The 13,929-nt window shown below is 71.1% G+C and carries 15 protein-coding genes; 6 read left to right on the forward strand and 9 right to left on the reverse strand.

The window, feature by feature from the left end; genetic code table 11:
- Nucleotides 1–188 precede the first annotated feature (188 nt).
- Together glnII and ACIRB1_RS09075 are read right to left on the reverse strand one after the other, a co-directional pair.
- Nucleotides 189–1,217: a glutamine synthetase gene (gene glnII, locus ACIRB1_RS09070; protein ID WP_403465107.1), complete on the reverse strand. Its 1,029-nt coding sequence runs from the start codon at nt 1,215–1,217 to the stop codon at nt 189–191.
- A 257-nt stretch (nt 1,218–1,474) separates the two neighbouring features.
- The gene (locus ACIRB1_RS09075; protein ID WP_403465378.1) at nt 1,475–1,900 is read right to left on the reverse strand and encodes a MarR family winged helix-turn-helix transcriptional regulator; all 426 of its coding nucleotides are present in this window, start codon (nt 1,898–1,900) and stop codon (nt 1,475–1,477) included.
- A gap of 103 nt (nt 1,901–2,003) precedes the next feature.
- On the opposite strand from ACIRB1_RS09075, the gene ACIRB1_RS09080 reads away from it, so the two are divergent.
- Nucleotides 2,004–2,867, forward strand: a complete 864-nt coding sequence (locus ACIRB1_RS09080) for an alpha/beta fold hydrolase (RefSeq protein WP_403465108.1) — start codon at nt 2,004–2,006, stop codon at nt 2,865–2,867.
- 3 nt (nt 2,868–2,870) lie between these two features.
- Here the strand turns inward: ACIRB1_RS09080 and ACIRB1_RS09085 are convergent, their stop codons facing one another.
- On the reverse strand, nt 2,871–3,569 hold the full coding sequence (locus ACIRB1_RS09085) for a hypothetical protein (protein ID WP_403465109.1): 699 nt from the start codon (nt 3,567–3,569) through the stop codon (nt 2,871–2,873).
- Nucleotides 3,570–3,703: 134 nt separating this feature from the next.
- Nucleotides 3,704–4,063 carry an arsenate reductase family protein gene (locus ACIRB1_RS09090; protein WP_352183568.1) on the reverse strand — a complete coding sequence of 120 codons (360 nt, stop codon included), beginning with the start codon at nt 4,061–4,063 and terminating at the stop codon, nt 3,704–3,706.
- 164 nt (nt 4,064–4,227) lie between these two features.
- Here ACIRB1_RS09090 and ACIRB1_RS09095 point away from each other — a divergent pair, with 164 nt between their 5' ends.
- Entirely contained in the window at nt 4,228–4,542 is a 315-nt protein-coding gene (locus ACIRB1_RS09095; protein WP_352183569.1) for a hypothetical protein, read from the forward strand.
- A 255-nt stretch (nt 4,543–4,797) separates the two neighbouring features.
- On the opposite strand, the gene ACIRB1_RS09100 is transcribed toward ACIRB1_RS09095, so the two are convergent.
- The gene (locus ACIRB1_RS09100) at nt 4,798–5,982 is read right to left on the reverse strand and encodes a winged helix DNA-binding domain-containing protein (RefSeq protein ID WP_403465110.1); all 1,185 of its coding nucleotides are present in this window, start codon (nt 5,980–5,982) and stop codon (nt 4,798–4,800) included.
- A gap of 153 nt (nt 5,983–6,135) precedes the next feature.
- On the opposite strand from ACIRB1_RS09100, the gene ACIRB1_RS09105 reads away from it, so the two are divergent.
- Together ACIRB1_RS09105 and ACIRB1_RS09110 are read left to right on the forward strand one after the other, a co-directional pair.
- Nucleotides 6,136–7,476, forward strand: coding sequence for a DUF2252 domain-containing protein (locus tag ACIRB1_RS09105; RefSeq protein ID WP_403465111.1), 1,341 nt, complete (start codon nt 6,136–6,138; stop codon nt 7,474–7,476).
- Between the two features lie 227 nt (nt 7,477–7,703).
- Nucleotides 7,704–8,009, forward strand: coding sequence for a hypothetical protein (locus tag ACIRB1_RS09110; protein ID WP_352183572.1), 306 nt, complete (start codon nt 7,704–7,706; stop codon nt 8,007–8,009).
- Nucleotides 8,010–8,025: 16 nt separating this feature from the next.
- Here the strand turns inward: ACIRB1_RS09110 and ACIRB1_RS09115 are convergent, their stop codons facing one another.
- From ACIRB1_RS09115 to glnA, 4 genes are all read right to left on the reverse strand, one after another.
- On the reverse strand, nt 8,026–8,619 hold the full coding sequence (locus ACIRB1_RS09115) for a hypothetical protein (protein WP_403465112.1): 594 nt from the start codon (nt 8,617–8,619) through the stop codon (nt 8,026–8,028).
- 2 nt (nt 8,620–8,621) lie between these two features.
- Nucleotides 8,622–9,545, reverse strand: a complete 924-nt coding sequence (gene htpX, locus ACIRB1_RS09120) for a zinc metalloprotease HtpX (RefSeq protein ID WP_403465113.1) — start codon at nt 9,543–9,545, stop codon at nt 8,622–8,624.
- Between the two features lie 240 nt (nt 9,546–9,785).
- A complete protein-coding gene (locus ACIRB1_RS09125; RefSeq protein WP_403465114.1) occupies nt 9,786–10,043 on the reverse strand; it encodes a hypothetical protein in 258 nt (85 codons plus the stop codon).
- A gap of 101 nt (nt 10,044–10,144) precedes the next feature.
- Complete coding sequence (glnA, locus tag ACIRB1_RS09130) at nt 10,145–11,554, reverse strand: type I glutamate--ammonia ligase (protein ID WP_352183585.1); 1,410 nt, start codon at nt 11,552–11,554, stop codon at nt 10,145–10,147.
- A 197-nt stretch (nt 11,555–11,751) separates the two neighbouring features.
- Between glnA and ACIRB1_RS09135 the strand changes: the two genes are divergently transcribed.
- Nucleotides 11,752–12,222: an RDD family protein gene (locus ACIRB1_RS09135; RefSeq protein ID WP_403465115.1), complete on the forward strand. Its 471-nt coding sequence runs from the start codon at nt 11,752–11,754 to the stop codon at nt 12,220–12,222.
- Nucleotides 12,223–12,453: 231 nt separating this feature from the next.
- On the forward strand, nt 12,454–13,629 hold the full coding sequence (locus tag ACIRB1_RS09140; protein WP_403465116.1) for an acyl-CoA dehydrogenase family protein: 1,176 nt from the start codon (nt 12,454–12,456) through the stop codon (nt 13,627–13,629).
- Nucleotides 13,630–13,929 lie beyond the last annotated feature (300 nt).

Here is a 13,929-nt window from a genome sequence, read left to right on the forward strand (position 1 = left end):
GGCCATGAGCCCATTGAAGCAGACACAGCCCCGCGACAGGAGCCTCCTCTCACAGCTTGGACGCTTCCTTGACGTGAATCCGTGACGTGAATAGGACGCCCGGCGGTGTTCGAGCCGGCAGTCCCCGCCGCAACGCCGAGGGGCGCCCACCGTCACGGTGGGCGCCCCTCTCGCGAGTGCGGGGTGGATCAGACCTGGCCGGCCTTCTCCAGTGCGGAGCAGCACGTGTCGACGATGAGGCGCGTCACGACGTACGGGTCGACGTTGGCGTTCGGACGGCGGTCCTCGATGTAGCCCTTGCCGTCCTTCTCGACCTGCCACGGGATACGGACCGAGGCACCGCGGTTGGAGACGCCGTAGGAGTACTCGTTCCACGGGGCGGTCTCGTGCAGGCCGGTCAGACGGTCGTCGATGCCGGCGCCGTAGTTCTTGACGTGGTCGAGGGGCTTGGAGCCCTCGCCGAGGGACTCGCACGCGGTGATGATCGCGTCGTAGCCCTCGCGCATGGCCTTGGTGGAGAAGTTGGTGTGCGCGCCCGCGCCGTTCCAGTCGCCCTTGACCGGCTTGGGGTCGAGGGTCGCGGAGACGCCGAAGTCCTCGGCGGTGCGGTAGAGCAGCCAGCGGGCGATCCACAGGTGGTCGGAGACCTCCAGCGGGGAGACCGGGCCGACCTGGAACTCCCACTGGCCGGGCATGACCTCGGCGTTGATGCCGGAGATCGCGAGACCGGCCTTGAGGCAGTTCTCCAGGTGGGCCTCGACGATCTCGCGGCCGAAGATCTCGTCGGCGCCGACACCGCAGTAGTAGCCGCCCTGGGGGGCCGGGAAGCCGCCCTCGGGGAAGCCCAGCGGGCGCGAGCCGTCGAAGAAGGTGTACTCCTGCTCGATGCCGAAGATGGGCTCCTGCGAACCGAACTTCTCGACGACCTCGGCCAGCGCGGCACGGGTGTTGGACTCGTGCGGCGTCATGTCGATGTCGAGGACCTCGCACATGACGAGGATGTCGTCGCCGCCGCGGATCGGGTCCGGGAAGCTGGCGACCGGCTTGAGCACGCGGTCCGAGGAGTGCCCCTCGGCCTGGTTCGTGGACGACCCGTCGAAGCCCCAGATCGGCAGCTCGGCACCCTTGGCGTCATCGGCCAGAATCTTCGTCTTCGAACGGAGCTTGGCCGTCGGCTGGGTGCCGTCGATCCAGATGTACTCAGCCTTGAAGGTCACGGGCCACATCCTTCGGGGTGGGTCTTTCGGTCGCACTCGCGGTGCTGCGGCGCAGCGGCACTGGGGCGCCACGATTCATGCCGCGCAGCCTGTCAACAGGCGGTTTCCCGATCATTGCCCGACTGTGAACCCCGTGTTACCTGGTGGTGCTGTGGCGCGCTTCACGCGACCCGCGCGCGGCACACCCGGGAGACCGCTGTGAACCCGCTGTTCGCACTCGCAGACGCGCGCGGCCGACCGGCTCGTATGCGATGGGGTTAGCCCTCGGCGGCGGCCTCGCGCACCCCGGCCAGGAACCCCCGGATCGCGGCCAACTCCCTTTCGTCGCAGCCCTGGAGCAGCCCTACGGCCCTGTCGATGAGCGGACCGAAGAAGGCCTGCCCGAGAGCGACGGCCCGCTGGTCCACCTCGACGACGACCTTGCGCCGGTCCCCCTCGCTCCGCACCCGCCGCACCTGCCCGGCCCGCTCCAGCCGGTCGACCAGGGCGGTGGTCCCCGCCGAGTTGAGCCCGAGCGCGCCGCCGAGCCGCCCGGTCGTCATCTCGGTACCGGCCCGCGCCGCGTCCATGAGGGCGATCAAGGCGCGTACGTCCGTGGGGTGCATACCGTTCTGGTTCGCGAACCGGGCGCTGTGCAGGCCGAGTTCGACCGCCACGGCACGCAGGAGATGGACGATCTCCATCTCCGGCCCGGGGTCCGCCTTCTGGTTCGGCACGGCCGCCTCCGACTATCATCTCGCTCGCCGAGTATCTCGTTCAGCGAGATGATAGGGGGAGTGGGTGACCATGGGAAACCGCGGCCGGTACGACAGGGACCGTTTCGAGTCCGCGTATGACAAGGTCATGGCGAAGTGGCCCGCCGAGCGGGAGGCGGTCGTCGTCCCCACCCCGTTCGGGCAGACGTACGTCAACGTGTGCGGGCCCGCCGACGGCCGCCCGCTCGTGCTGCTCCCCGGCGGCGGGGGAGCGACCTCGGCATCCTGGTACGCCCAGGCCTCCCGACTCGCCCGCACCCACCGCCTCCACGCCCCCGACCTGATCGGCGCCCCGGGCCGCAGCGTCCCCGCGGCCGGCCGCCGCCCGCGCACCGTGGCCGACCTGGTGACCTGGCTGGACGCGGTGCTCGACGGGCTGGGGGCGCCGGTCGTGGACCTCGGCGGGCACTCGTACGGCGGCTGGATCGCGCTGCACTACGCACTGCGCGCCCCCGCCCGCGTACGCCGTCTGTTCCTCCTCGACCCGACCCAGTGCTTCGCCGGGTTCGAGACGGCGTACCTGCTGCACGCACTGCCGATGCTGCTACGGCCCACTCCGCGCCGCGTCCGCGCGTTCCTGGCGTGGGAGACCGGGGGAGCGGCGTTCGACCCCGACTGGCTGCGCCTCCAGGAGGCGGGCGCGGGGTTCCCGTCCGCGCGGCCGGTGACCGGACCGCGCCCGACGCCCCAGGCGCTGCGCGGGCTGAACGCGTCGGTCCTGCTGCTTCTGGCCGGAAGCAGCAGGACCCATGACACGCACCTGGTGGCGGCCCGGGCGGGCGGTCTGCTGCCTCGCGTCGAGACGGACATCCTCCCGGACGTCTCCCATCACGCGCTGCCGCATGCCGCGCCGGAGCGACTGGGCCGTCACCTCACCGGTTTTCTCGGACCCTGAGCATCACCCCACTTTCTGGATCAGAGCACGGCGGATGAGGAACTTGCCGGGCTCGCGGACCTGTTCGAAGGCCGCGTTGTTCAGCAGGACACAGCTCCCGGAGACCGAAGTGACCTTCACCGTCGTGGACTTGTTGTTGTCCAGGTTGGTGACCTTCAGCGTCGTGCCGGCCGGGAACTGGTTGCTGGACGCGGCAGGCGCACCGGCCTCGCCGGAGAGCGTGACGGTCGAGCCGTTGCAGACCTGGCTGCCCGCGGCGGCGTTGCCGCCGGCGTTGTTGCCGGCGTTGTTGCCCGCCGCCGGCGGGGTCGCGACCGAGGTGGCGGGGGAGCCCGCGGGAGCGGGCTGCGCCGGCTGCGCGGCCTGGGAGTCCTGAGCCGACTCCCCCACCGCACAGCCCGACGCCTTCTGCTGCACCTTGATCTGTGCGATGACGGCCTCGCGGTTGGCGATCCGCGCGCTCGACTGGGCGTCGGGAGCCGCGCGCTGGCCGTCGATGAACTTCTGGTTGTTGCCCAGCGCGGTGGCGAGCCCCTGACAGACCGTCGAGTTGGCGGCCGACAGCGTCCGAGCGTTCTGTCCGTTCGACTGCGACGCGTTCGAGGTGGTGGCCAGGGCGAAGGCCCCGCCGCCGGCGACCGCGGCGGCGGTGACCAGCAGCGCCAGCTTCTTTTTCGTACTGGCCGTTCTCCTGCGCGACATGCGCGACTCCTGTGGGGTAGGGGAGCGTACGTCGCTATGTACGGCGGGTCGAACGATGTAACTCATTGGACACAGGAGTCGCATAAGTGACCTGCGTCACAAGGGGGCTGGGGGGGCGGCCGGGCTGACGCGTGTCAGCGGGACAGGGCGTCCCGTACCGCCTCGTCACTGCGGGCGACCACCGCCGTGCCGTCGTCCGCAGTGATGATCGGGCGCTGGATCAGCTTCGGGTGCGCGGCGAGCGCGGCCACCCACCGGTCCCGTGAACTCGCGTCCCGCGCCCACTCCTTGAGGCCCAGCTCCTTCGCCGCGGCCTCCTGGGTGCGCGTGATGTCCCACGGTTCGAGGCCGAGCCGCTCCAGTACGGCCCTGATCTCGTCCTCGCTCGGCACGTCCTCCAGATAGCGGCGGACGGTGTACTCCGCCCCCTCGGCGTCGAGCAGACTCACGGCGCTGCGGCACTTGGAACAGGCCGGGTTGATCCAGATCTCCATGCCACTCACGGTACGTCAGAACCCGTCTTCCACCTGCGTCACAGCACCCCCTGAAGGCCTTGTGGCCAGGGGCGATTGTCAGTGCCGGGCAGTAGAATGGAAGAAGTGTTCGAGGGTGTCGCCGGGGGGTCCGGCGGTGCCCTGATCGCGACAGGAGGATGCCCGTGCCCGCTGCCGCACTGAAGCAGAAGCCGTTGCCCACCCAGTCCACCGCGAAGCGTCCCGTCCAGCTCGATCTGCCGTATGTGCCTGTGGAGAAGCGTCCGTTGCCGCCGGGACGTCCGCGGGAGTGGTACGTCACGCACAACCGGCGTCTCAAGGCGATGCGGTTGGCCATCGCCCTGCTCGACTCGGGGGTGTTCGTTCCGAACCAGGCACGGAACGAGACGATCCGAAGTACCGCTGAGCTGATCGGTGTTCACGCGCCGTCGGACACGACGTGTCACATGGTGCGGGCCCTGATGCGGTACTCGCGCTGAACCATGGCGCCGGGTGCCCCGTGCTTTCGGGGCGCCCGGCGTTGGTGCCGGCGTCTCCGGGGCGGGGCGGCCGGTGTTTGAACCACGCCAACAATTCTCCGGGCAGGGCGGCCGGTGTGTGAACCACGCCGACAACTCTCCGGGGGCGGCCGGCGTGTGAGCTACGCCGACAACTCTTCGGGCAGGGCGACCGGCGTGTGAGCTACGCCGAGAACTCTCCTGGCAGGCAGACAGGCCGGCCGGCCGGTGTGTGGACTACGCCGACAACTCCCGCTCCACCGGCGTCCGGAACCGCGGTGTCACCCGGGTCTCGCCCACCCACCTCCGCAGCCGTTCCGCCGCCGCCCCGATCGCGGCCTCCGCCTCCCGTCCGACCCCCTCCCGGTCGAGGACGCGCCAGGTGATCTCACCGTCGGGGCGCTGGGCCCAGCCCCCCACCACCCGGCCGTCCCACCACACGGTCGGACCGACATTGCCGCTCCGGTCGAACAGCGCGGGGCGCAGCTCCGGGGCGAGGTACCAGTCCCGTTGCTGCCAGCCCATCGCCGTCGGGTCGAGTGCCGGGAGGAGGGCGGCCCAGGGTTCGCCGGGACCGGCCACGGGGGCGAGGTCGCCGGCGGTGACGTAGCCCGTGCCCTCGTCCAGGGTCACCGGTTCCGCGCCGATCGCCGCCAGGGCCCGGCGGACCTCCGTCACACGCCAGCCCGTCCACCACTTGAGGTCGGCCTCCGTGGCGGGGCCGCATGTCGTGAGCCAGCGGTCGAGGAGGGCGGCCTGGGCCTCGGCGGTGTCCAGTTCGGGGTGGGCGGGCGCCACGGCCCAGCGGAACTGGCTCGACGTCCAGCCGCCGAGCGGGCGGCCCCGCACAACCTTGCCCTCCACGCCCAGCACCCTGAGCAGCCGTGTCGAGACGGTGTGCACGCCCTCGTAGGACTTCCCGGCCGCGTAGGCGAACTGTTCCTTCAACCTCGGTTCGTCCAGGGCGAGTTCGGTCGCCGTCGCCTGTCCGCGCCGGGTCAGCGCGGACAGGGTGGCCTCCTCGACGGCCTTCAGCCAGATCGCGTCCGGCGCCCCCGCCTTCGCCATGTCCTTGACCAGGTTGGCCCGTTCACGGGCGGCGACGGCGAGTCCGGTGGAGGCGTGGACCACGGCGGTCAGCTCGGCCGGGTACACGAACACCGTGTGCCGCATGCCGTGCGCACGGATCAGGGTGCGGTCCTCGTACAGGGCGCGGGCGGTCTCCGTGACGGTGACGGAGGCGTCGGCGAGACGGGCGCCCACGGCGAGGTAGACCGTCGCGGGATCACTGCCGTGCAGGGCGACGAGGGAGGCGGCGACCTCCTCGGGGGTGGTGGCGTGGGTGCGCGGGGTGAGGCGGTGGCGTAGGGCGAGGCGCGCTCGGCGTTCGGGGGTGGGGATGTGACGGGGGGTGTGCGCCATTTCGACCTCGCCTGGAAGACGTCCACTTCTCGACCGACAGTAAACGTTCACCCGATCGACGTCCCCGGAATGCACCCCCACGCCGACCTGGATTCACTGCGAAGCAACAGGCGGTGCCATCCCAGAAGGCGGCGGCATGCAAAGACACGGCACATGACCACCCCGGCGGACCGAGCGGAGCGGGGCCGCGCCGCGCGCAAACGCGTTCCCCGCTCGGCCCACGCCGACTGGACCCCCGCCGTGGACCGCCCGGACCCCGTCGCCGTACTCGAACGGCAGGGCCGGGACAGGCTCCCGGAACTCCTCCCGATCCGGTACGGCCGCATGGCCGCCTCCCCCTTCGCGTTCCTGCGCGGCTCGGCCGCCGTGATGGCGGCGGACCTGGCGTCCCGGCCGCACACCGGCCTCACGGTCCAGCTCTGCGGCGACGCCCACCTCCTCAACTTCGGCCTGTACGCCTCCCCGGAACGCACCCTCCTCTTCGACCTGAACGACTTCGACGAGACGTTCCCGGGCCCGTTCGAATGGGACGTGAAGCGCCTCGCCGCGAGCGTGGCGGTCGCCGCCCGCGAGAACGGCCACAGCGACACGAAGGCCCACCGCGCCGCGCTGGAGGCGGCAGCCGCGTACCGTACCGCTCTTCGCGAGCTGGCCCGCAAGGGCGAACTCGCCGTCTGGTACGAGCGGATCGACGCCGACAGCCTGCTGCCCCTGGTGCGTTCGGCCCGCCACCGGCGCCGGGTGGAGTCCAGCCTCACCCGCGCCCGCCGCCGTACCAGCCTGCACGCCCTGGGCAAGCTGACCGAGACCGTCGACGGACGACGCCGTATCGTCCACGACCCACCCCTCCTCGAACCCGCCGGCGCCGCCGACACGGCCTCCCTGCGCAAGATCTTCAGCGACTACCGCTCCACGCTCTCCGAGGAACGCCGCCTCCTCCTGGACCGCTACCGCTTCGTCGACGCGGCCCGCAAGGTCGTCGGCGTCGGCAGTGTGGGCACCCGCTGCTTCATCGTGCTGCTCGCCGGCCGCGACCAGGACGACCCGCTGTTCCTCCAGATCAAGGAGGCGCGGAAGTCCGTACTGGAAGAGCACCTCCCCAGCGGCCCCTACGTCCACCCCGGCCACCGGGTCGTGGCGGGCCAGCGCCTCCTCCAGGCGGCCAGCGACATCTTCCTGGGCTGGATGACGGGCCCGCAGGGCCGGGCCTTCTACTGGCGCCAGCTGCGCGACATGAAGGGCTCAGCGGACGTGGTCGGCATGGGCCCGGCGGCCCTCACCGCGTACGCCCGCCTCTGCGGCACCGCCCTGGCCCGCGCCCACGCGCGCTCCGGCGACCGCATCGGGATCGCCGCGTACCTGGGCGGCACGGACACCTTCGAACGCGCCGTCGCGGACTTCGCCCTGACCTACGCCACCCAGACGACCGCCGACCACGCGGCCCTCGGCGCGGCCGTGGCGGCAGGCGTGGTCACGGCGTCGCCGGGCATCTGAGGACCCCGCACGAAAAAGAAGATGCACACCGAGTGACCGACTCCCTACGCTGGAGACGCATTGCGGAGCAGGTCACCACTGCTTCACGCAGGACCGGCGTCACCCTGCGGAGTCGGCGCTAGTCTCGGACGCACCCAACCCACCGACGGTCGGCGCCCACCCCAGCGCCCTGTCGGGACGCAGTCCACACCGCTCGGACACCACACCCACGCCCACGGAGGCCCGTGATGGGCACCATCGTCATCTCCGGGACCGTCGTCCTGGTCGTCCTGGGATTCGGAAACCACGTCTGGTGGCTCGCCGCCGTCGCCGTGCTCTTCCTCTACGTCCAGTACGGCAGGGACTCGACGTCGTCCACCTCGTCGACCTCGTCCACGTCGTCCTCGTCGGGCGGCGGTTCCTCCTCGGGGAGCACCCCGTCGAGCTACCGCGCGTACCGCGACCGCCGTGACAAGCAGGCCAAGTGGGAGCGCCGCTACCAGCGCGAGCGCCCCCTGGAATCGCGCCGCCAGGCGCGGGAGAAGAGCAAGTAGCAGACCGGGGCGCCCGTCACAGCCCGGGGGCGCCCCACACCGGGAACCACCGGCTCAGGTCCTGCTCGATCCGCAGGTCGTTGCCGAGCATCGACTTGACCTGGAGTTCCAGTGCGCTGTCGCGCCGCTGACCGTCACCGGCCAGCGGCGCGAACGGGAAGAAGGTCCCGCGCTTGTACAGATAGACCAGCGCCAGCCGCCGGCCGCCGTCGGCCCCGCCGTCCTCGAACCCGGCCAGCGAGCACAGGAGTTGGGGCCCGAAGCCGTTGGCCTCCATCGCGCTGTTCACCGCGTGCAGATCGTTGACGAGGGCCGACAGCTGATCCGGTGAGCGCCGCGACACCAGCCACGAGTAGCCGTAGGCATCCTGGGTCAACTCCACCGGCGGGCCCGTGCGTTCGGTGTCCGCGTCCAGCAGCGCCTGCACCTCACGGTGCGTCTGCTCGAACGCCCCGCCCTCCACCGTCGCGAAGCACACCGCACCCCGCCCGGTCGCCCGGAACCCGGCCGCCGCCTCCAGCGTCACCGCCGCCGAGGGCAGCGCGAACAGCTGGTCGAGATCGGGAGCGACCGCTTTCGTACGGCCGAGCAGGATGTCCAGCAGCCCCATCCTCAGTCCGCCTTCCCGATGCCGGGCACCGCCGCCTCACCCAACTCGGCGGAGATCCGCCCCAGTTGGTCGAGCCGCTGCTCCAGGCTCGGGTGGGTCGAGAAGAACCGTGAGATGCCGGGCTCGGTGCCGGTCGCCGGGCTGAAGTAGAAGGCGTTGAAGGCCTGCGCGGTCCGCAGGTCCTTCGTCGGAATCCGGGCGATGTCGCCGTCGACCTTGGTGAGCGCGGAGGCCAGCGCCGAGGGCTTGCCGGTGAGCAGGGCCGCGGCCCGGTCCGCCGCCAGCTCCCGGTACCGGGACAGCGCCCTGATCAGCAGGAAGCTGATCGCGTACACGGCCGCCGAGATCCCCATGATCCCCGCGAACACGGCCAGCGTGTTCTGGTCCTTGCGCCCCCGGAAGATCTGCGAGTAGAACGCGAACCGGACCATCAGCCCGGCGAGCACCCCGAGGAACGACGCCACCGTGATCACCGCGACGTCCTTGTGCGCCACATGCGACAGCTCGTGCGCGAGCACACCCTCCAGCTCGGCCGGCTCCAGCCGCCGCAGCAGCCCGGTGGTCACGCAGACGACGGCGTGATCGGCGTTCCGCCCGGTGGCGAAGGCGTTCGGCATGTCGATGTCCGACACGGCGACGACAGGCTTCGGCATGTCGGCCACGGCACACAGCCGGTCGATCACACCGTGCAGCTCGGGATACTCCTCCCGCTCCACGATCCGCCCGTGCATCGCGTACACCGCGATCCGGTCGGAGAACCAGTACTGCGCGACGAGCAGCCCGCCCGCCAGCACCACGACCAGCACCCAGGACTTCAGCAACACGATCAACGCGGCCACGAACGCCACGTACAACAGCCCGAGCAGGAACAGCGTCAGACCCATACGCACGGTCAGCCGCCGGTCGCTCCGGAAGCGGCTCTGCATCTGCCATCACCCCGCAGTCAGGCACTCGTCCCACCGCCCAGTGTGCACCCGCCCTTTCCCATGAAGCGGTCCCGATCGACCCTAGGCGGGGCAAAGGCTCGTCGGGGCGGGTGAGAATCGGATGAGGACGGAGACGGGGACGGGGAGGAGGGACGCGGGTGAGTCGGGAAGCCCGGCCTCCCGCAGCAGCCGTGTCAGTATGGATGCCACCGCCGCACCTCCACGCCCCGCCCAGCTCTACTACGGCGCCCGGAAGTTGGCGTACCCCAACAACACGATCACCGCGGCCACACTCCCCAGCACGACCGCCGTCGATATCCACGAGGACCGCCGAGGCCCCACCCCCTCGGGCTCACCCCGGAACGGCATCGCCTCCGGCGGATTCTCCTTCCACCGGGCCGCCAGCATCCGGGCCCGCGCGGAAGGCTCCTTGAACTCGGCCCCGTCCGCCCACCTGAGGTCGAACTCCCGCTCCTCGTCGTCTTGCCGGTGCCCCATCCCCGTTACCCCTCCCGAATCCAGCATTCCGAAAACAGTCCGTGTACGACGGTGCCCCCGCCTCTCCGAAGAGAGACGGGGGCACCCGACGATCGGTTCGATCACACGTCGAAGTACAGCTCGAACTCGTGCGGGTGCGGACGCAGCTGGAGCGGCGCGATCTCGTTCGTGCGCTTGTAGTCGATCCACGTCTCGATCAGGTCGGACGTGAAGACGTCGCCGGCGAGGAGGAACTCGTGGTCGGCCTCGAGGCGGTCGAGGACGGCCGGGAGGGAGGTCGGGACCTGGGCGACGCCCGCGTGCTCCTCGGGGGCCAGCTCGTAGAGGTCCTTGTCGATCGGCTCGGCCGGCTCGATCTTGTTCTTGATGCCGTCCAGGCCCGCCAGGAGCAGCGCCGAGAAGGCGAGGTACGGGTTGCCGGAGGAGTCGGGCGCGCGGAACTCGACGCGCTTGGCCTTCGGGTTGGAGCCCGTGATCGGGATGCGCATCGCGGCGGAGCGGTTGCGCTGCGAGTACACCAGGTTGACCGGCGCCTCGAAGCCCGGCACCAGGCGGTGGTACGAGTTCACCGTCGGGTTGGTGAACGCGAGCAGCGACGGGGCGTGCTTGAGGATGCCGCCGATGTAGTAGCGGGCGGTGTCCGACAGACCCGCGTAGCCGGCCTCGTCGTAGAAGAGGGGCTGGCCGCCGGTCCACAGGGACTGGTGGACGTGCATGCCCGAGCCGTTGTCGCCGAAGATCGGCTTCGGCATGAAGGTCGCGGTCTTGCCGTTGCGCCAGGCCACGTTCTTCACGATGTACTTGAAGAGCTGGAGGTCGTCGGCCGCGGCGAGCAGCGTGTTGAACTTGTAGTTGATCTCGGCCTGGCCGGCGGTGCCCACCTCGTGGTGCTGGCGCTCGACCTGGAGGCCGGACGCCTCCAGCTCCAGGGAGATCTCCGCGCGCAGGTCGGCGAAGTGGTCGACCGGCGGGGTCGGGAAGTAGCCGCCCTTGTAGCGGACCTTGTAACCGCGGTTGTCCTCGACCGCACCGGTGTTCCAGGCGCCGGCCTCGGAGTCGATGTGGTAGAAGGACTCGTTCGCCTTGGTCTCGAAGCGCACGCTGTCGAACACGTAGAACTCGGCCTCGGGACCGAAGTACGCGGTGTCGGCGATGCCGGTGGAGGCGAGGTACGCCTCGGCCTTCTTCGCCACGTTGCGCGGGTCACGGGAGTACTGCTCGCCCGTGATCGGGTCGTGGATGAAGAAGTTGATGTTGACCGTCTTGTCGCGGCGGAAGGGGTCCACGCGCGCGGTCGACAGGTCGGCGCGGAGCGCCATGTCGGATTCGTGGATGGCCTGGAAGCCACGGATCGAGGAGCCGTCGAAGGCGAGTTCCTCGTCCGGGTCGAAGGCCGCGGCCGGCAGTGTGAAGTGCTGCATCACACCCGGCAGATCGCAGAATCGGACGTCGACGAACTTGACGTCCTCGTCCGCGATGAACTTCTTGGCCTCGTCGGCGTTCTGGAACATCCACTCCTCCTACTCCCGACCGTCCGTGCCGGGGTGGTAGTTCGTTCGTGCGGCCAGTGCGGTGGCACACGCTGGACCCGACCTTAGGGACGGGGGATTTCTCTGGCGTGACCCATTTGTTTCGCCCAAGTTAACCGGTCCCGGCCCCCGTGGCCCCTCCTGTCCGCATGGCAGAACGGGGGCAGTACCGTGGACGGGTGGACAACAGGGATGCAATCGGCTCATGGCTCTCCGGGCCCCGCGAAGCCGCGGAGCGAGCAGGTGTCGACTTCGGTTACCGCGGTGAACAGCTCGGTCTGCCCGAGCAGGGCCCCGGTTCGATCGCCCGCCCCGGCCGCCGCCTCGGCGCCCTCGTCGTCGACTGGGGCCTGTGCCTGCTGATCGCATACGGCCTGCTCACCCACGGCTACAAGCCGGGCGCGACCGGCAACTGGGCCCTCCTCGTCTTCTTCGTCCTGAGCGTCCTCACGGTCGGCACGATCGGCTTCACCCCGGGCAAGCGCCTCTTCGGCCTCCGCGTCCTCGCCCTCGACACCGGCCGCCCCCACTTCCTCCGCACCCTGCTCCGCACCGCCCTCCTCTGCATCGTGATCCCGGCGCTGATCTGGGACCGGGACGGGCGGGGCCTGCACGACCGGCTGGCGCGCACGGTCGAAGTCCGGATCTGAGGGCCGTAGAGAAGTCGCAGAGAGGTCGTCGCAGAGAGGTCAGTGACGTCGGTCGTACGACCGAGGGGGCGCCCGGGGTGATCCGGGCGCCCCCTTTGGCGTTCCGGGTGCCTGTTTTCCGCTCCGGGTGGCTCTTTTCCGGTCCGGTCGGGTGGTCTCGGGGCGGGGTGCGGTCGGGGGCGGGCGCGGCCGGGGACACTCTCGCCGTTCCCGACGGAGGTGGTGGGCAGAATGCCGCAAGGCGACAAGTCGACGATCGTGTCCCGGGCGCCGATGGTCGCGGAGGTCGCGGCCCGGCACACGGAGGAGGCGGAGACCGCGCGGCGGCTCTCGCCCGAGGTGGTCCGGGCGGTGCTGGACGCCGGTTTCGCGCGCCACTTCGTACCGGTGGCCCATGGCGGCGAGGCCGGCGGTTTCGCCGAACTGACCGCCGCGGTCGGCCTGGTGGGCGAGGGCTGCACCTCGGCGGGGTGGGCGGCTTCACTGGCCGCCTACGCCGGGCGGTACGCGGCGTTCCTCCCCGAGGAGGGGCAGGCGGAGATCTGGGCGGACGGGCCGGACGCCCTGCTGGCCGGTGCGCTCATGCCGTCCGGCAAGGCGGAGCCCGTGGCCGGGGGCTGGTTGCTGAGCGGGGAGTGGAAGTACATCAGCGGGGTGCACTTCGCCGACTGGGCGCTGGCCTGCGCGGCGATACCCGCGGAGGGCCCGCAGGGTCCCGACATGCGCCCCGAGGTGCGGTTCTTCGCCGTGCCGCGGGCCGACTTCGCCATCGAGGACAGCTGGTTCACGGTGGGGATGCGCGGGACCGGCAGTCACACCCTGGTCCTCGCGGACGCCTTCGTGCCCGAACACCGCACCCTGGCCCGCTCGGTGGTGCACGCCGGCCGCGCACCCGCCTCGGACGCGCGCTGCCACATCGTGCCGATGCACGCCGTGAACGCGCTGCCGTTCGCCGCCCCGCTCGTCGGTGCGGCCCGGGGCGCGCTGCGGGCCTGGATCACCCGGGCCGGCGCACGCGTCGACCGCCGGGGACAGGCCGTGAGCGAGAAGCCCTCGACACAGGTCTCCCTGGCCCGCTCGGCGGCCGAGGTGGACGCCGCCGAACTCCTGATCCTGCGGACGGCGGCGGTCGCCGACGGCACCGAGTGCCCACCGGAGGGCGAGGCGGCGGTCCGGGGCGCCCGGGACCTCGCCCTCGCGGTGGAACTCCTCGTCTCCGCCGTCGACCGCGTCTTCCGCGCCGGCGGCACGTCCGGGCAGTCCTCGTCGGACCCGGTCCAGCGGTTCTGGCGCGACGTGAACTGCGCCGCGTCCCATGTCGCCCTGTCCTTCGACACGGCGGGAGCGGCGTACGGGGCGTGGGCGTTGTCGGGGGAGGAGACGAGCGGGGCGGGCGCGGTGCGGTGACGGAGTGGGCGGGGTGGGCGTGGTGCGGTGACGGAGCGGAGTGGGATGAGGTGGGGTGGGCGGGGCTGACGCAGCGTGCTGAGCGGCTCCGCCGGTGAGGTGGTCGGCTACGGCGCCGACCGGGCGGCCCGGGTGCCGCGGGCCGAGCGGGTCCGGGGTCACCGGCCGTCGATCGGGCACCGCCCCGGTTCCCCGTGATCCGACCGGGCTCGACCGGCCGGGCGCCGGTCGGGCGTCGCCCGGATCACCGGTCGCGGAGCAGGCCCCGCCTGGGATTCCGTCCGTCGCCCGGGCACTACC

Source organism: Streptomyces sp. NPDC096013 (genome assembly GCF_044763565.1).
Classification (GTDB): Bacteria; Actinomycetota; Actinomycetes; order Streptomycetales; family Streptomycetaceae; genus Streptomyces.